The organism is Kosmotoga sp. DU53 (genome assembly GCF_001639905.1).
In the GTDB taxonomy this organism is placed as follows: Bacteria; Thermotogota; Thermotogae; order Petrotogales; family Kosmotogaceae; genus Kosmotoga; species Kosmotoga olearia.
In genome coordinates this window covers 181914-198739 of record NZ_JGCK01000073.1, presented here as the reverse complement: position 1 = coordinate 198739, position 16826 = coordinate 181914, and the positions used below count along the sequence as shown (strand labels likewise).

General features: G+C 43.5%; 18 protein-coding genes and 1 pseudogene. 9 read left to right on the top strand and 10 right to left on the bottom strand.

The window, feature by feature from the left end; all coding sequences use genetic code 11:
* Nucleotides 1–21 precede the first annotated feature (21 nt).
* The 4 genes and pseudogenes from pheS (at nucleotide 22) to DU53_RS11185 (ending at nucleotide 4191) form a co-directional block, all read left to right on the top strand.
* A pseudogene (gene pheS, locus DU53_RS11195) lies at nucleotides 22–1058 on the top strand (phenylalanine--tRNA ligase subunit alpha).
* Nucleotides 1055–2701, top strand: a complete 1647-nt coding sequence (gene pheT, locus DU53_RS11190) for a phenylalanine--tRNA ligase subunit beta (RefSeq protein WP_255358916.1) — start codon at nucleotides 1055–1057, stop codon at nucleotides 2699–2701. The pseudogene pheS and the gene pheT overlap by 4 nt, the downstream one beginning before the upstream one ends.
* Nucleotides 2661–3416 (top strand): hypothetical protein, encoded by a 756-nt coding sequence (locus tag DU53_RS13245; RefSeq protein WP_304438657.1) that lies wholly within the window; start codon nucleotides 2661–2663, stop codon nucleotides 3414–3416. The genes pheT and DU53_RS13245 overlap by 41 nt, the downstream gene beginning before the upstream one ends.
* A complete protein-coding gene (locus DU53_RS11185) occupies nucleotides 3409–4191 on the top strand; it encodes an inositol monophosphatase family protein (RefSeq protein ID WP_063728692.1) in 783 nt (260 codons plus the stop codon). Before DU53_RS13245 ends, DU53_RS11185 begins: the two co-directional genes overlap by 8 nt.
* A 5-nt stretch (nucleotides 4192–4196) precedes the next feature.
* On the opposite strand, the gene lnt is transcribed toward DU53_RS11185, so the two are convergent.
* From lnt to DU53_RS11170, 3 genes are read right to left on the bottom strand one after another with little or no spacing between them, the layout of a single operon-like run.
* The gene (gene lnt, locus DU53_RS11180; RefSeq protein ID WP_063728691.1) at nucleotides 4197–5693 is read right to left on the bottom strand and encodes an apolipoprotein N-acyltransferase; all 1497 of its coding nucleotides are present in this window, start codon (nucleotides 5691–5693) and stop codon (nucleotides 4197–4199) included.
* Entirely contained in the window at nucleotides 5690–6532 is an 843-nt protein-coding gene (locus tag DU53_RS11175) for a Cof-type HAD-IIB family hydrolase (RefSeq protein ID WP_063728688.1), read from the bottom strand. Before DU53_RS11175 ends, lnt begins: the two co-directional genes overlap by 4 nt.
* A 2-nt stretch (nucleotides 6533–6534) precedes the next feature.
* Nucleotides 6535–7494, bottom strand: a complete 960-nt coding sequence (locus tag DU53_RS11170) for an ExsB family protein (RefSeq protein WP_063728687.1) — start codon at nucleotides 7492–7494, stop codon at nucleotides 6535–6537.
* A 211-nt stretch (nucleotides 7495–7705) separates the two neighbouring features.
* Here DU53_RS11170 and DU53_RS11165 point away from each other — a divergent pair, with 211 nt between their 5' ends.
* From DU53_RS11165 to DU53_RS11145, 5 genes are all read left to right on the top strand, one after another.
* Nucleotides 7706–8545, top strand: coding sequence for a PHP domain-containing protein (locus DU53_RS11165; protein WP_063728685.1), 840 nt, complete (start codon nucleotides 7706–7708; stop codon nucleotides 8543–8545).
* 119 nt (nucleotides 8546–8664) lie between these two features.
* On the top strand, nucleotides 8665–9021 hold the full coding sequence (locus DU53_RS11160) for a class II SORL domain-containing protein (protein ID WP_063728683.1): 357 nt from the start codon (nucleotides 8665–8667) through the stop codon (nucleotides 9019–9021).
* Nucleotides 9022–9035: 14 nt separating this feature from the next.
* Nucleotides 9036–9197 (top strand): rubredoxin, encoded by a 162-nt coding sequence (gene rd, locus DU53_RS11155; RefSeq protein WP_015869456.1) that lies wholly within the window; start codon nucleotides 9036–9038, stop codon nucleotides 9195–9197.
* Nucleotides 9198–9388: 191 nt separating this feature from the next.
* On the top strand, nucleotides 9389–10915 hold the full coding sequence (locus DU53_RS11150; protein ID WP_369816085.1) for a 2-oxoacid:acceptor oxidoreductase subunit alpha: 1527 nt from the start codon (nucleotides 9389–9391) through the stop codon (nucleotides 10913–10915).
* Entirely contained in the window at nucleotides 10912–11763 is an 852-nt protein-coding gene (locus DU53_RS11145) for a thiamine pyrophosphate-dependent enzyme (protein WP_063728681.1), read from the top strand. The genes DU53_RS11150 and DU53_RS11145 overlap by 4 nt, the downstream gene beginning before the upstream one ends.
* Here DU53_RS11145 and DU53_RS11140 read toward each other — a convergent pair.
* The 7 genes from DU53_RS11140 to DU53_RS11110 all read right to left on the bottom strand — a co-directional run bounded on the left by DU53_RS11140 (nucleotide 11756) and on the right by DU53_RS11110 (nucleotide 16022).
* Entirely contained in the window at nucleotides 11756–12430 is a 675-nt protein-coding gene (locus DU53_RS11140; RefSeq protein WP_063728679.1) for a DUF554 domain-containing protein, read from the bottom strand. The two genes, DU53_RS11145 and DU53_RS11140, sit on opposite strands and share 8 nt — an antisense overlap.
* 3 nt (nucleotides 12431–12433) lie before the next feature.
* Nucleotides 12434–13255, bottom strand: a complete 822-nt coding sequence (locus DU53_RS11135; protein ID WP_063728677.1) for an energy-coupling factor ABC transporter ATP-binding protein — start codon at nucleotides 13253–13255, stop codon at nucleotides 12434–12436.
* Between the two features lie 36 nt (nucleotides 13256–13291).
* The gene (locus tag DU53_RS11130) at nucleotides 13292–13969 is read right to left on the bottom strand and encodes an energy-coupling factor ABC transporter ATP-binding protein (RefSeq protein ID WP_063728675.1); all 678 of its coding nucleotides are present in this window, start codon (nucleotides 13967–13969) and stop codon (nucleotides 13292–13294) included.
* On the bottom strand, nucleotides 13950–14564 hold the full coding sequence (locus DU53_RS11125) for a class I SAM-dependent methyltransferase (RefSeq protein WP_153020858.1): 615 nt from the start codon (nucleotides 14562–14564) through the stop codon (nucleotides 13950–13952). Before DU53_RS11125 ends, DU53_RS11130 begins: the two co-directional genes overlap by 20 nt.
* A 4-nt stretch (nucleotides 14565–14568) precedes the next feature.
* Nucleotides 14569–14907 carry a histidine triad nucleotide-binding protein gene (locus tag DU53_RS11120; protein WP_015869449.1) on the bottom strand — a complete coding sequence of 113 codons (339 nt, stop codon included), beginning with the start codon at nucleotides 14905–14907 and terminating at the stop codon, nucleotides 14569–14571.
* A gap of 27 nt (nucleotides 14908–14934) precedes the next feature.
* Nucleotides 14935–15600 (bottom strand): 5'-methylthioadenosine/S-adenosylhomocysteine nucleosidase, encoded by a 666-nt coding sequence (locus DU53_RS11115; RefSeq protein WP_015869448.1) that lies wholly within the window; start codon nucleotides 15598–15600, stop codon nucleotides 14935–14937.
* Nucleotides 15601–15677: 77 nt separating this feature from the next.
* Complete coding sequence (locus DU53_RS11110; RefSeq protein WP_015869447.1) at nucleotides 15678–16022, bottom strand: DUF1292 domain-containing protein; 345 nt, start codon at nucleotides 16020–16022, stop codon at nucleotides 15678–15680.
* Between the last annotated feature and the right edge of the window lie 804 nt (nucleotides 16023–16826).

The window sequence follows — 16826 nt, the reverse complement described above, 5'->3', positions numbered from 1 at the left end:
TTGCCGTTTCTGGGGGTGCTTATGGTGTCAGATATCAGAGAATTTGATTTAGAAAAGGCCTTAAAAGAGATTTCTGAAGCTACGAACTCAGCCGAGCTTCAGGTAATCAAAGCTCGCTATTTAGGAAAACAAGGGCTCGTGACTTCCATGCTTAAAAAGATTCGGGAACTCCCTCCAGAGGAGCGAAAGGGCTACGGAAGATGGTTAACCAGTTCAAAAGGACCCTTGAAGAGAAAATCTCTGAAAAACGAAGAGTTCTCGAAATGGAAGCGCGAAAAATCAGGGAACTTGAAGACAGGTACGATGTTTCCTTGCCTGGAGCTAGACGCGACAGAGGTGCATTACATCTTCTCACGCAGGTTATGGAAGAGGTTCAGGAAATCTGGAGCAGCATGGGATTTGAGGTTGTGCTTGGTCCGGAAATTGAGGAGGTTTACTACAACTTCGAAGCATTGAATACTCCGGAATGGCATCCTGCAAGAGATATGCATGATACTTTTTACCTCGATGAACGCTGGCTCCTCAGAACCCATACCTCTCCAGTTCAAATAAGGGTTATGGAGTCGCGAAAGCCGCCTCTGGCGATCTTTTCACCCGGGAAATGTTACCGCAAGGATACCCCGGACAGTACTCATCTGCCAATGTTCCATCAATTTGAGGTTTTGTATGTCGATAGGCACGTCTCAGTGGCGCATTTGAAAGGTGTTCTTGAGGTTTTCGTGAAAAGGATGTTTGGTGAAAACAGAAAAATCCGATTGAGACCAAGTTTCTTCCCCTTTACTGAACCGAGCTTTGAGGTTGACGTGTCTTGCGGAATTTGTGGTGGTACCGGTTGCCGTAGCTGCGGTGGTACCGGCTGGCTGGAAATCCTCGGATCAGGAATGGTTCATCCCAATGTTTTCAGAAATGTTGGTTACGATCCCGAGATCTGGTCTGGATTCGCACTCGGTACGGGTGTCGAAAGGATCGCGATGCTCAAATACAACCTCGGGGATATCAGAGACCTTCTCAGAAATGATCGAAGATTCCTCAAAAAGTTCATGGGGGTGAATGCATGAGAATACCCGTCGAATGGTTGAATGAGATAATAGATCTATCAGATAAAGATGTTCAGGAGTTAACCAGTGCGCTTTCACTCAGCGGTACAGCGGTTGAAGGTGTTGAATATCCATGGGATTATCTTGAAGGAGCGGTAACGGGAAAAATTGAAAAGGTTATCCCCCATCCGAATGCAGATAAGCTCGTTATCACCGAGGTGAATATAGGGGACAAACTTTTAACGGTAGTTACTGCTGATCTCAGCGTCAAACCTGAAGAATACGTGGCTGTGCTTCCTGAAGGTGGCAGGCTATGGGATCTGGAGATAAGAAAGAGAAACTTTCGCGGAGTGATGTCTGAAGGGATGTTCCTTTCATTTGAAGAGTTAAGGCTCGAGGAAAAATCAACACACATCCTCAGATTCTCCGAAGCGGTACCACTGGGAAAAGACGTTAAAGATATCCTGAAACTGAACTATCCTGTAATAGAGGTGGAGTTGACAGCCAATAGAGGTGATTGTCTGTCAATGATCGGTATTGCGCGAGAGTTGCGGGCTATATACAAACGTCCTCTCAAAATCCCGGAGATTAACGAAGTCAAAGGAACAGATAAACCGGTAGAAATAAGAATTGAAGATGAGGGATGTCAGAGATACACAGCACTTGTGATGAAAAACGTCAGGGTTAAAGAATCACCACTGTGGTTGAAGAGACGCCTCATTGCTGCAGGATTGAGACCCTTAAACAACGTTGTTGACATCACCAACTATGTCTTATTAGAAACTGGCCACCCGGTTCACGCTTTTGATCTGGCCAAAATCCCGAACAAAAAAATCGTGGTTAGGAATGCTTCGCAGGGAGAAAAAATGACACTGCTTGATGGTAAGGTTATCGAGCTTCTTGACACGGATCTGCTGATAACGGATGGAGAAACACCGCTAGCGCTGGCCGGTATTATGGGAGGAGCGAATTCGGGGATCTCAGAAGAGACCACCGATGTCCTATTAGAGGTAGCAGTCTTTGATCCTGTCAGAATAAGAAAAACGGCCAGGAGATTGGGTATATCTACTGATAGCTCTTACCGCTTCGAAAGAGGGATAGACGCAAAGGATTCGCTGTATGTCATCAAAAGGCTTGCCACCCTGTTGCAACAACTCGCTTCTGCCGAGACAGCCAGCGGAATAATCGACGTTGGGCAATCTTCAGAACCGGGAACCATTCATCTGCGAAAATGGTTTGTGGATAAGGTTCTTGGAACTGTGGTTCCTATAAAAGACGTAGAAGAAATATTGCTATCTCTGGGATTTTCGCTCAAAGAATCCGGTGATGGCTGGAATGTTACCCCACCATCTCACAGGCACGACATCGAGCAGGAGATCGATCTTGTGGAAGAGATCGGCCGTATCTATGGTTACGACAAGATTGAAAGCGAGCTTCCGCGAATTACTCCAGGTGGCTGCTCACAATCTTCAGAGGTAAAAACCATAAAAAGGGTAAAAAATACCATGACTTCCCTGGGATATGACGAAGTTATCACATACAGTTTTATCAATCCGGATAGTATCACCTCGCTGGACAAGAATCTCAAATACACCTTACTAGAAAAATCCTCTTTCAATCGAGATGAGTGCGCTAAGACCCTCTCTCCTTTTTGGACTTCTTGAGGTGGCTTCATACAACTATCGCAGGCAAAATAGAGACCTCAAAATATTTGAAGTGGGAAAGATTTTCTCGGTGGATCCCAAAAAACCTGAATCGCTGTCTCTCGGATTTTTGGCCATGGGGAAAGAGAACAAGGAGGATTACACAGACAAACGCATGGTTTCTTTCTACACCTTCAAAGGAGTTGTTGAAGATGTCCTTGAATCTTACGGCGTTTCCGTTACCTTCAAAGAACCAGAAGAGAGCTGGCTGGAAAAACGCGCTTCTGCGGATATTTATATAGGCGAAAAGAAAATAGGCTTTTTCGGGATTTTCGACAGTGGTCTGGCCGATAGGCTTTACGAAATAAAAAACGCAGAGGTCTTTGTCGCTGAAATTGATCTTGAAAGCCTTGGGGAAAAAGAAACGAAAAAGAGTATTGATGTAAATATGTCTCCGTTCCCGAGGGTATTCAGAGATCTTTCGATCCTCATAAGCCCTGAAATCACCTATGAAAAGATAAAAGAGACAATTCAGAAAGCCGGCAGCAAATATCTGACGGGTATCAGGGTTACCGACATATATCGTGGAAAAGGAATCCCCAAGGGATTTAGGAGCATTACAATCTCTCTTACCTTCGAGTCTTTTACAGAAACGCTGAAGGAAGAAGAGATCAATTCAGCGATAAACAATATTATTAGCTCCCTGGAAGAAATTGGAGTGAAGTTACGTGGATAATGGTTCTCTGGAGAAAATCGTTGACGAAGTTAAAAAGAAGTTGTACGAAATATGGCGGGAAAAGTTGTTTTCCCGCCATTTCAAAGTCGACAGAAAATCCAGTTTTAGAGATATTGTTACAACAATAGACATAGAAATAGAAGAGGAACTCAAAGAGTTTCTCGGTAAGCTCCTTTCTGGTGCAGGTTATCTTGGAGAGGAAACTGTAGGTATTACAAACAAAGAGATGATGTGGGTTGTTGATCCCATAGATGGAACCACGAATTTCTCCCGGGGGACACCCCACTTTTGTACCTCGGTGGCGCTTATGAAGAAAGACAGCGTCATTCTTGGGGTTGTATATGATCCGAATACCCGGGAAACTTTCTGGGCCGTCAACGGAAAAGGCTCTTACCTTAACGGAAAAAAATTGAAGGTAAGCAGCACTTCGGAATTGAAAGAAGCTTCTATTCATACAGGTCTTCAGTATTCCTCAGACACCGCATATACCAGGGTTGTTGAAAGAATATCAAAAGCGGTAAAACACAGCAGAGCCCTGAGGATAACTGGCAGCGCCGCCCTGGATCTTTGCTACGTTGCAAGTGGCAGGGCAGATGTGTTCTGGGAGGAAGCGTTAAACCCCTGGGATGTTGCCGCTGGTATACTGCTTGTAAAAGAAGCAGGCGGAGATATACAAAGTTGCTCTGGAGAGACATTTGATATCTTCGCGCCAGACATTCTTGCTTATAACGGAAACAAAAAGCTAATCATGGAGTTTACGGACAAAATACTATAAAAATTTCAGAACAATATACCACCGAAGACAATCATTATCAGTGCGACTATGAGCAAAATATAGAACAACCAATCTCCGTGCCTGGTATAGAAACTCTGGCCTGCAAGAGGTACATATTCAAAGGTGGATACCAGAAAATCCACATTCTTTTCTTTGGCAGTTGGCAAGCTTTTTATGATTCTCCCATAAGGATCTATTAAAGCTGTTATTCCTGTATTCGATACCTGAAGCACGAATCTTCTGTTTTCCACAGCTCGGATAACGCTTTTCGATAGATGATAATTCAGGCCAGAATCAAAGGAAAACCAGCCGTCGTTTGTAGAGGTAATCAGAATGAAACTCCCATTTTTTGTAAGACCGCGTGAAATCGATGGGTAATATGAATCGAAACATATCTGTGTCCCTATACGCTGGTCATTCAGAGTGAAAACAGTGTATTCATTACCCGGGGTAAAGAAATCAAGAAAACGCAAAAAACCAAAAACGCCGAAAAGTCTTGGCCAGGGTAGAAACTCTGCAAATGGAGTCAATTTGATTTTTGCGTAAGATTCGGAAGAAAATCCATCACCCGAAACAACGCGTATCTGGTTGTGGGTGCCTTCATTAAAAGTCGGGAACCCTATGAAGAGTTCAAGCTGCTTCCTTTCACATATATCTATTAATTCTTTGCCAACATAATTATGCCTGATATCATTCATAAACGTTGCCTCAGGTAGCACCACAATAGAACCATCGGGAACCTCTTCAAGAGCCTCTTCAACTACCTTGAGCGTTTCTTGAATAGAACCGTTGTATTTAATGGATTGAGGAAAATTCGTCTGGATAGCGATTATCTCCTTCGAATATTCGGGATCAAAATCTACCACAGGTATTAACCTTTCAACAGCTCCGTTGATAACAAAAATTGCGAGGAGCAATGTAACCACAAACATGGGCCTTCCCCTGCGTCGTTCGCCTACTCTGGCTGCTATCAATGCATTTACAAAAGCCACAATGAAAATAAGTAGAAGCGGTCCACCAAGAGAAGAAAGCTGTAATAAGCCTTTTTGATCGACCAGGGCATCCGAGAGTCTCCCACCTGTGAAACCGAGAGGTCCAAGTCCTCTCAAGTACTCGAAGATCGTGTAGAGTGTTGCCACAAAAACTGATTTCAGCAAAAGCGAATCCTGAAACTTTTTACTGTACAATGAGTAAATAAATCCAAAGCCAAGAAAGGAAACCGCCATTATCAATCCCATAAGAAAGAAGGTCATACCGCCTACAAAAGGAGGAAAGCTATTCAGGACTTCGGGAACATTCACAGATAAAACCGGAAAAACCCAGTAATGAGCAAGAAGCAAATAGATATATCCAAAGAGAAAGGATTTCAAGGTTCCTGAAACAAGATTTGATCTATTGAGTTCTAAAAACAGAGGCACTAAAGCTATCCAGATCAAACCACCCCACAGCATTCCCGGCATAGATAGAGCAGTTAAAACTGCAGATAGTAGTACATTTATCACCTTATCTCCTCCCTTATTATCTTTCTAACAGCTTCCGCAACACCATGTTCATTGTTCGTTCTTGTGGTAACATATCTCGCAAAATCTTTGACCTCTTTCGGTGCATTAGCCATGGCAATGGGAAGACCCACTACCTTCATTATTTCAACATCGTTGTAGTTATCCCCGATATAGGCGATCTCATCCGGGGTCAATGCTAAATGATGCACCACATAATCTAAAGCCTGATTTTTCCCAACATTCGGGCCGAAGAACTCGTAGAAAGTGTGTTCATTAATCCTGTTATTTTTCACAATAGAAAGATCATTCATGGGTTGACCAAGCTCCTCAACCATAGAGAGAATACGATTTTCGGGACCTTCAACGGCCACCTCTGCGATTCCTTCATCACGGATGAAATCAGCGGGATCATTCACAATATTGATTCTGTAAAGATTGGCGCGAAAGTAATCCTTAAAGGGAGAATTTTCAGGTATCCTTTCCATGAACATATCCGGCAGGTCGAAAAAATTCGTAAATACAATGTATGTCAACCCATATTTCTTAGCAGCTTCGACTATTTCCCGGGCACGTTTTGCGGAAAGTATGACCTTCCTTATCACGCCTTTCTTTCCATCATCTGAGTTTATTATCAAAGCACCGTTTTGATAAACCACCGGAACACGCAGACCAAGCCTTTTCGCATATTCGCTTCCCGAGATGTAGCTTCTTCCCGTAAAGATAGATACATGTAGTCCTTTCTCCATTGCTTCCGTTAGAGCAGCTGTATTCTCATGGGAAATCTCTTTTTTGTTATTCAATAATGTCCCGTCGAGGTCAATAGCTATTAGCTTTATCAAATCTAGTGCACCTCCGTCTCTTCAAAACCGACAACCTGGAATGTTGCCAGCCTTCTGTTCTTAGATTTAATCCATTTAATTTCTATTTTTTCAGCTATTTCCGGCTGTAACCTGCCTTCTAAGATCCACCTTCGAGAGTTTTCTGCCCCAAATATTCCGGGATTGGCAGTCACTATAAGTGTTATTGGTCTCTGTACCCAATGAACCTCATCTATTGCATTTACAGATGTCAACCTCTCTGTGATCCTTTGAATGACATTTTCAGGTGGCAAAGGCCTAACGTTCACCAGCGCAATATTTTTTGAAAGAGGTCCGATTATCTTCACATTAGCAAGTTCATGTTTTCTATCACCTAAATTATCGAGGAGTATCTCATTCGCCACTGCAACCGCGTATCCGTGGTATCCCGGATTGGTCATCATCTTCAGCAGATGCTTGAGCTTACAGCCTTCGCGAACGGGGGCCTCACCTATCCTTGGAACCTCTGCACCGAAAAAATTGAGAGCTTTTTTTATCTCTTCCTTTGTCCAGTCTCTTATCGGTGAATAAAGCCCTTTGCTCAAAGCGATACCGGTCTGTCCCCACGTGTCAGATTGATTAGCACCGGTGGCAATCAACGCTGTCGTAGCCTTCCGTACGGAATTGAATTTTGCGAAACGCGTACAACGATTACATGAAGGCCCATGCCTCCATATCCTTTCCTGTTCCTCGTATCCAGGAGTAAACTCAAGTCTGAGACCCAGTTTAGCTGCTAACGATGCAACGATTTCAAGTCCAGCGCTGTAACTGTACGGTCCGAAACAAACGTTGATCAGTTTCACGTTGTCTTTTCCAAGAGCCTCACGTGCCAGAAGAGCTACAAGCGTACTATCCTCGCCACCAGAAAAAGCAACAACAAGTTTGTTCGCAAAAGTCCTTATTTCAGCTATAGATTTATCAATCAGTTCCCCTGGATTGCGCATTATAATCTCCCATCCACCGTGCGAGCAGCCCTGAAGGCAAGCTCTTTACAGGGTTATTTTTTCCGCATATATAGTATAGCATAGCTGTATTTACGCTAAATCTTCATTTTGTCTTCCTGTTGAAACGAAGTAGATTTATCCGGTTATTTCAAGCAAGTCAAATCTGTTGTATCATTAATTAAATACACGCAGAAAGAGGTGAGATATATATATGTTAATAGACCTGCATGTACATAGCACAGCGTCAGACGGAACATGTACCCCGGAAGAATTATTGGAAGAAGCGGCCGATAAGGGGATTGAAGTTCTTGCCATTACAGATCACGATACAATAAATGGGGTTAAAGAGCTTCCGAATGTTTTCAAAGATGTCATTGTGATAAAAGGTGTTGAGATAAGTGCCGAATTTAACGGAGTACTCCACATACTCGGTTATGGTGTGGACCCAAACAACGAAAGGATAGATCAGACATTAACCGAGCTTCAGGATTACAGGCTTAAAAGAAACCTTATAATGATAGAAAAAATGAAGTCCCACGGCTTCGATATAACCCTTGAAGAACTAAAAGAAGTCGGGAATGATGACTTAATTGGCCGTCCTCACTTCGCTTCCCTTATGATCAAGAAAGGCTATGTTGATTCCTATGACGAAGCTTTCGAAAAATATCTCAAAAAGGGTGCTCTTTTTTATGTGGACAAAAAGCGGCTTTCTCCAAAAGAATCTATAGAAATGATTCTTGAAGCTGATGGGATCCCCGTGATAGCTCATCCGTATCAAACAGGGTTACCGGACGAAGAGTTTGAGGGGCTAATCAAAGAACTGAAAGGATATGGCCTTGCTGGTATCGAGGTTTTTTATCCTTATCACACCGATGAAATGATCGAGTTTTATTTGAACATCGCGAAAAAATATGAACTTGTTGTCACTGCCGGAAGCGATTATCATGGGTATAACGAGCTCAAACTCAATGGAGAAACGGACGTTCCGTTTGAATTGGGAATGTACGTACCATATAGATTTGTCTCAGATTTCCTTTGCAGAGTACTTTAAAATACATTAAGTGTCTCTGCTTGGCTTTCTTCAGAATAATAGAATGGTGTAAGATTGTAATGTAGCTCGAAAAAATGGTCTGATGTAATAGCAGACCATTTATTAAGGAGGGTGAAAATATGAGGATTGGTGAATTTGTAAAAACTGCCGATTGGAAAAACGAAAAACATGCACCGCTTATCGAAGCACCGGAACAGGTTGAAGCTGCAAAGGCTTTTACCGTTGAACTCTCTGTGGGAAAGGAAATTCCTCACCCTAACACAGTTGAACACCATATTAAATGGATGGACCTTTATGTTAAGTACGATGACAGCCAATTCCTTGTACACCTTGGCCACATTGAACTAACTCCCGTGCTTTCCGAACCTAAAGCTACGCTTACAATCAAACTGGAGAAATCCGGCACGCTGATAGCAACGAGTTATTGTAATCTTCATGGTTTATGGGAAAGTTCTAAAAAAATTGAGGTTAAGTGAAAGGAGAGAGCATCGTGAAGAAGTACAGATGTCTCATATGCGGGTATATTTACGATCCTGAAACCGGTGATCCCGACAACGGAGTTGAACCCGGAACTCCTTTTGAAGAAATTCCCGAGGATTGGGTGTGTCCACTTTGTGGCGCAGGTAAAGATGATTTTGAACCAGTCGATTGAATTTAAAAAAGGCGGGGATTGTTCCCCGCCTTTTTTGTTGGTTATTTGGAGGTGAACCCTCATGAAAGAGCTTGTGATAGCCATTTCCGGCGAAGCGGGACAAGGTATTCAAACCGCGGGCAACTTAGCTGCTAAAGCTCTTTTTATGAGCCGGATATAATGTATTTACAGATAAAAGTTACCATTCAAGAATACGTGGTGGCGAATACATTTACAGAATCCGGGTTTCAGAATACCCTGTTTATGCCATGCGTGAGGAAGTTGATCTTGTTGCTTCATTAAGTTCAGTCACTACAGACACCTTAGAGCGTTACATCCATTCGAACACAGTCATTGTGGCTGATAAAGAGGATGTTGGGCTCAAGTTCGAACCTATTCGGATAAATTTCAAAGAGAGAGCGAAGGGAGCGAGAAATCCAAGAACTTTGAATACTGTGATAGTTGGGGCAATCCTTAAAGCTTTGGACGTTCCGATTGAAATCCCCATTCAGCTTATAAAGGATTATTTCACCAGCAGCGAACAGCTTTTGGAATCAAACATCAAAGCTCTTAAAAATGGCTACGAGATAGCACTCGATCTATCTTTTGAAGAAATTCCAAAGAATCGAGAAAGTGAAAGGCTGTTGCTCAACGGAACGGAAGGAACCGGTCTTGGAGCCATTTCTGCCGGTTGCAGATTCGTCTCGGCTTACCCAATGACACCCGGAACAGGTGTCATGCTCTTTCTTGCAAAACGTGCGGAAAAATATTCTATCGTAGTGGAACAAGCCGAAGATGAGATAGCAGCAATAAACATGGCTATAGGTGCTTCATTTGCGGGTGTACGTTCCATGGTAACTACTTCCGGTGGCGGGTTTGCTCTGATGCAGGAGGGAGTAAGCCTTGCTGGAATGACGGAAACACCGGTGGTAATTGTTGATGCTCAACGACCGGCACCCGCTACCGGCTTGCCGACAAGAACGGCTCAGGAAGACCTGTATTTTGTGCTTAAATCCGGTCACGGTGAGTTTCCAAGATATATTTGCGCTCCTCGAACTTCCAAAGAAGCCTTTGAATTAACTGAAAAAGCTTTTTACCTTGCTGATAAATATCAAATGCCTGCCTTTGTGCTTCTCTCCCAGCAGCTGGTCGATTCTCAGGCTACCATCGAACCTCCTGACCACAGGTCTGAGTATTCAAAGAGATTTCTCATTAAAAGTGATGAGGGTCTTGAATACAAGCGCTATCAACTAACAAAAAATGGGGTTTCTCCCAGAGCTATTCCGGGTGGCGACGCCATAGTTAGAGCTGACAGCGATGAGCACGATGAATACGGATTCATCACAGAAGACCTGGAGATACGCGCCAGAATGGTAGAGAAAAGAAATAAAAAACTTGAAAGTCTGCAAAAGGAAATCGCTTCACCTCTTACGTATAACCTGGAGGCGGATACGATTCTTGTAGGATGGGGAGACTCCTGGGGAGCCATCGATGAATTCGCAAGGAAACGCAATCTGGGTTATGTCCATTACAATGAACTTTACCCGTTGAATTTAAGTATTTTTGACCAGCTCAAAAACAAGCGTCTTATAACCGTTGAAGGAAATTATACCGGCCAATTCGCTGAATTGCTCGCCTCAAAGCTCTGTCGTAAAGTGGAACACATTGGTCGCTACGATGGCAGACCAATTACCGCAAACTGGCTTGACAAAAAACTCGAGGAGGTGGGCAAAATATGAAATTCCTGAAAGACAGCTCTCCAGCCTGGTGCCCGGGATGTGGTAATTTTCCGATAAGGCAATTCCTCGCTGAAACCCTTGAGGATATGGGGCTCGAACCAGATCAGGTTCTTATGGTAACGGGAATCGGCCAGGCTGCAAAGATGCCCCATTACCTGAACGTCAACTTCTTCAACGGTCTTCATGGAAGGAGTATTCCCGTTGCCTTCGCTGCAAAGGTTGCCAACCCGGATCTTGTGGTCATCGCTGAATCCGGTGACGGGTGCATGTATGGTGAGGGTGGAAATCATATGATTCATGGAATCAGGAGGAACGTGGATATAACGGTTATCGTTCACGACAATAGAATCTACGGTCTCACAAAGGGGCAGGGATCGCCCACCACCGAATTAAACCAGATCACCAGTGCTCAACCCTGGGGAGTAATAAACGAACCCTTAAATCCCATAGCTATGGGAATAGCCCTTAACGCCAGCTTTGTCGCACGAACATGGTCTGGTGATAAAGACCACTTCAAAAAGACCCTTTCCGCGGCTATTGAACATAAAGGATTCTCTATCGTGGACGTTATGCATCCCTGTGTTTCCTTCAATAAAGTGAATACCTTTGCGTGGTACAAATCAAGACTTTATGACGTCAACGAAAAAGACCCTTCATACGACCCGACCGATAGATTAAAAGCCTTTGAAAAGGCACTTGAATTTGGTGATAAAATCCCCATGGGGATCATCTATCTCAACAAAAAGCTCACATTTCACGAATTACATCCGGTTTTGAAATCCGGAACGAAACTCATTGAGATCAGGGAAAGTGAAGAAGTGCTTGAAGAGCTTGAAAGCTTCAAATGAACAACTGAGTGAGATAAGTCAAAAGAGGGGATATGATCAGAGCCAGTAAGAAGTTTCCAACCTTGATTTCTTTTATCTCCAGCAATCGAATCCCCAGGCCAAGGAGCATGAGGCCGCCGACTCCGGAGAAATCCCCCATGTAGGCGGGTTGTTGCAAAAATTCGAGAAACCCTGCAAGGGAAACCAGGGTCCCCTGTACGACAAACACAGAAACCGCAGAGAGAAGAACTCCCGTACCAAAAGAGGCCGCGAGCATCACTGAAGATATTCCGTCCATAAGGGATTTTATAAATATAATCTCATTGTTTCCCTGTACCCCCGCCTGTATCGAACCTATAACGGTCATAGGGCCTGCAAGAAAAAGCACCGTTGCGGTTATGAATCCTTTCACGTAAAGCTGGTTGTTTTTATTCCCTGTTAAACGCCCTATCTTTGTTTCTAAATCAAACTTTTCACCAATCAAACCGCCGATAACCATGCTTCCAAGAACAACCATTGCATTATGGTAATCAAGGAACATCTTTACCCCCAGTCCAAGGGTAAGCAAACCTATAATCTTGAAAAGAACATCTTTGTATCTGTCGCTGAGATTTTTACCCGAGAAGATTCCGAGGATTGAACCAATTATGATAGCTGCGGTATTGACTAAAACAGAGATGTTGAACATGTATCACCTTTCCCCTCCATTGAATTTAGTCAACTCAGACCTTTTTTCAGGCAATCTTCCATGCTTTTCAAAAAAATGCTTCAATAACCTCAACTCGCCGTCGAGTGTTAATCCATATTCTAACAGTTTTTTCTCAGAATGCAAAAGAAATTCGCGCACGCCTCCGAAAAACACTTTCCTCCCCTCTTTCAAGACTAAAACATGGGAAGCCATATCAAGAAAATATTCAGGCCAATGTGTTGAAACAACCACCGTTCCGTTGTTTTCATGAATCTTAGAAAGGATTTTTCTAATTTGAATTATTCCCATATAATCCAGCGATGCGGTTGGCTCATCCAGAATCAGCAGTTCCGGTGAATATATCAACACGCTGGCAAAGGCAACTCTTCGCATCTCCCCACCGGAAAGTTTGAAAGGGGAAAGGTTGGCAATTTTTTCAGCAGGCAACCCAACCATTTGCATAACTTCATCGAAGCGTTTCTCTAGAGAAGGTATTTCAAAGTTCTTTCCCGCGTATTTAACTTCCTCTTCAACGGTTTCGGCAAAAAACTGGTTTTCAGGAAACTGAAACAGTATCCCTATCCTTTTCCTGAGATTCTTGCTTCCCCCATTCTCTAACTTTTCATTGAAAGCATAAATCTCCCCAAAAGTTGGCTTCATAAGTCCGGAAGCGAGCATGAGAAGGGTGGTCTTTCCGGATCCATTTTCCCCTAAAACCAGCAAAAAACCACCTTTGGGTATTTCAAAAGATACAACCTCGAGAGCTTTTCGCTCGTAAGGGCTTCCAAAATTGTATATGTGCGTTACCACTTCAAATCTCAACATAACTAACACACCAGCGGAATGTAGATTCCAGTTCTTTCAAGAAGTTCTTGTTTTTTTCCTGAGCTCTTCAGGAGGGCCAAGAAAAACCAAACGGCCTGATTCCAAAAGCGCAACACGATGACAATTACAGAGTTCCTCCAGCCTGGTCGAAGCCATAACAATCGCAGTTCCCTTATTTATCAGACCTTCAACAACTGGCTTAACCTTTCTCCGCTCTCCCCTGCCGAGCATACTGTAAGGTTCATCCATCAGGATAACTTCAGGTCGCATAGCAACGATGGAAGCGATGCACAATAGCTGTTTTTGTCCTCCTGAAAGACTGATGGTATCAACATCTCTTAAATCTTCCAATCCCATAGTTTTGAGTGTCTCATCTACACGGGTTTTAATCTCTTCAACAGTAAGCCCGAGATTCTCAAGTCCAAAGATTATGTCTTCTTCGACACTGGATCCAACAATTTGATTATCAGGATTCTGAAAGATGTAACCGATAATATCAACTGTATTAGCTTTTCGAACTTCACCTTTTGTAGATTTTATAAGGTCGAGAACAAGCCTGAGCAAAGTCGTCTTGCCCGAACCGTTTGATCCCAAAATCCCAAAGAACTCCCCTTTAAAAATTCTCAAATCTATTCCATTGAGTACCTTTTTTCCATTTATTTCATAAGAAATATCTTCCAGTTCTAGCAAAATCTCAGAGCTTGATGGACACATAAACCCTTATTCCTCCTGATTTCACCGTTTCCCTCACATTACCAAAGACGGACTTCATGATTTTTTTGAGCCTTTCTCCGCCTTTGTTATGATAAGCTACCAACTGGAGTTTTCCCTTTGCTGAAAGATGATCCGGTGCTTCAACTATAATCTTTTCCCAGACCTTCTTTCCCGCAGCGATAGGGGGATTACAGACAATGTTGTCAAAAATCTCGTCTTTCCACGGTTCATAGAGATTTCCAAGCCTTATATCCGCAACGATATTGTTATTCTTAGCGTTGATCTTTGCGAACTCCAAAGCCCTTTCATTTACATCGCTCATGCAAAGGGAGATATCAGGATTTTCTTTTTTCAGGGTGATCCCAATAACACCGTAACCACAGCCGAGATCAAGGAGCCGGTCAGTCTCACCAATAATGGCATGTTCAATAAGCAGCTTGCTCGCCTTGTCAATCTGCCCAAAAGAAAAAACTCCCGATGGTGTCTTGAATTTATACATTCTCCCGTTTTTCAAAGAAAGAACAACCTCCTTCACCTTAAAAGGTGAAGTCGGTTTCGATGTATAATAATGCTCAAAATCCTTATCCAAACTCATCTATTCACCCTATCTTTCCGAGTTTTCTTCCACCAATTATATGAAAATGGAGGTGCTTAACCTCCTGGCCGGAATCTGGCCCGGTATTCACGAGAGTGCGGAACCCGGATTCCGCTATACCTTCCTTTTCGGCTATATCCTGGAAGAGTTTGAAAAGTTCCTTGAGAATATCCCCGTCTAGGAGAGCCAATTCACCAGGTTTTTCCATGTGTTTCTTTGGAACAACCAGAATGTGTGCAGGAGCAACGGGATTGATGTCTCTGAAAGCAAGGAAGTTTTCCGTTTCCGCAACTTTGCCAGCTGGTATCTCGCCAGCGATTATCTTACAGAAAATACAATTCATCTTATCCCTCCCTGCGAAATCGAAAATTCATTTAATTTCGAGAACGTGGGTCCTCAGCAATTCAGCAAGAATCTTCGCCGGTTTCTGCCCGTATCTTTCGAAATTGATACCGAAGTCATTCTCACTGTTCTCATCGCACTTGTCCAGAATAACCTTTATAACCAGAAAGGGTACTCTGTTCATTTTGGCAACACGCGCGAGAGCCGCTGAATCCATATCGAGGCAACATGCGTGATACTGTTTGAACAACTCATCGCGCTTTTTAGTATCCGCCAGAATTTGATCCCCCGTGATGATCCTTCCATAGGTTGCATCGGGCATCAACTGTTTTATATGATCCAGGGCAACCGAAGCAGTTGTGGGAACGCTTATATGTCCGGAACGCAGTGGCAAATAAAGGTCATACTCAAGAAATTCACTCCCTATTACAACCGTTCCCGGTTCGATGGAACTGTCTATCGCGCCCGCACCGGATGTCATCACGATCAACCTTGGTGAAAATTCATCGATGAACTTCTGCGCCAGAGCTGCGGTTTCCACTTTTCCTACGAACCCGCTCGCCACAACTACCTCATTTTTTCCGATGAGACCTCTGGTGTAAGACCTTCCAAGGAGCTCACCTTCTTCGATTTTCAACATTACCTCAAGCAGTGGTTTGACCTCAGGATTAAAAACGCTCATCACTAAAATCATAATAACACCCCTATTAAATTATACAACGCCACAAAAAAGAGGGAGCTACGCTCCCTCAATTATCTTTTTTTGAAATTTTAGTTCTCTTCTTCTTCTTCTTCTTCGAAGCTAGCTTCCCAGGCTTTTTGGAATGACTCGAATTCCTCATCTTCCAGGGAGTTCAGGTAAAGATTCCCATCGTCGTCCTGTTCGGCTTTGAATACCACAAAGGATTCTTCGTCGAATCTTATCTTGTCATCATCCTCAAAGAAAGCTTCCTGACATACCCAATACAGGCCGCCATTGTGCTCAAACTGTTCGATAAGGGCAAAATTGTGCTCCTGACCAGCCTCATCCGTTATAGCGAACATCTCAAGATGCTCGTGACCATTAGAATCGTGTCCCGCAACAAAATCCTGAAAATCATTTGTTCCATCAACCATGTTAAATACCTCCGTAAATCAAAAAATACCGACCAAGAGATACTAACACGATGATCAATTATTGACTATTAAGAATGTGTTACAGAGTTCTGGTCGTTGCTGTGCGACGACCAGAATCGTTGTCGGTTGTAGGTTGTGCGTTGTACGTAAAAATCGAGAACCGAGAGTCCGAGAGTCCGAGAACCGAGAGGGCCGCTGTGCGGCTGGTGAGCACGCTGCGCGTGGGTAAGCCCTGCTACGCTGGGGGTAAGCCTGACTACGTCAGGGGTGCGAACTGCTTCGCAGGTGACTAGGAGGGACCCTGAATCAAGTTCAGGATGACAGGTTAGGGAATAAGTGTCAGGTTAACGAGGCACGTTGCCCCTCTTTGTCATTCTGGAAATCTTTAATCCAGAATCTGTACTTTACGCGTTTTTCAGGATGACAGGTTAGATTTGTTCATGTTGGTTAGTAATGTAGGGGCACAGCATGCTGTTAAAACCCGGGATCCGAGAAAAGAGAATCCGAGAAGGTAAGACGACCAACGGCAAATTCTTGTAACCACAAAGGGCAGAACGTGTTCTTCCCAACAATAAAAAAACAGCGTTTTATTACAGCCATGCAAATATAACTCGTCATCCTGAACTTGACTCAGGATCTACAGTACTTAACTTCTCGAATCTCGACTTTTATCAGCGTCCGCAAGCCTCAACCTCGTGAGCGTCAACGTCGTGAGCCTCCTGAGCGCAGCTCAGCACTTCCGCTTCGAAGCAGTTTTCTCCAATCTCCAACATTCAATCTCGCTTTCTTCTTCTAGGTTGAACG

Coding starts and splice junctions, on each gene's coding strand:
- DU53_RS11130 (WP_063728675.1), bottom strand. CDS start 13,969: ATGTGTCCATCAAGCTCTGAGATTTTGCTAGAACTGGAAGATATTTCT.
- DU53_RS11140 (WP_063728679.1), bottom strand. CDS start 12,430: ATGTTCAACATCTCTGTTTTAGTCAATACCGCAGCTATCATAATTGGT.
- DU53_RS11165 (WP_063728685.1), top strand. CDS start 7,706: ATGTTAATAGACCTGCATGTACATAGCACAGCGTCAGACGGAACATGT.
- DU53_RS11120 (WP_015869449.1), bottom strand. CDS start 14,907: ATGAATTGTATTTTCTGTAAGATAATCGCTGGCGAGATACCAGCTGGC.
- DU53_RS11145 (WP_063728681.1), top strand. CDS start 10,912: ATGAAATTCCTGAAAGACAGCTCTCCAGCCTGGTGCCCGGGATGTGGT.
- DU53_RS11170 (WP_063728687.1), bottom strand. CDS start 7,494: ATGCGCAATCCAGGGGAACTGATTGATAAATCTATAGCTGAAATAAGG.
- DU53_RS11125 (WP_153020858.1), bottom strand. CDS start 14,564: ATGAGTTTGGATAAGGATTTTGAGCATTATTATACATCGAAACCGACT.
- DU53_RS11160 (WP_063728683.1), top strand. CDS start 8,665: ATGAGGATTGGTGAATTTGTAAAAACTGCCGATTGGAAAAACGAAAAA.
- DU53_RS13245 (WP_304438657.1), top strand. CDS start 2,661: ATGAGTGCGCTAAGACCCTCTCTCCTTTTTGGACTTCTTGAGGTGGCT.
- pheT (WP_255358916.1), top strand. CDS start 1,055: ATGAGAATACCCGTCGAATGGTTGAATGAGATAATAGATCTATCAGAT.
- DU53_RS11135 (WP_063728677.1), bottom strand. CDS start 13,255: ATGTTGAGATTTGAAGTGGTAACGCACATATACAATTTTGGAAGCCCT.
- DU53_RS11110 (WP_015869447.1), bottom strand. CDS start 16,022: ATGGTTGATGGAACAAATGATTTTCAGGATTTTGTTGCGGGACACGAT.
- DU53_RS11115 (WP_015869448.1), bottom strand. CDS start 15,600: ATGATTTTAGTGATGAGCGTTTTTAATCCTGAGGTCAAACCACTGCTT.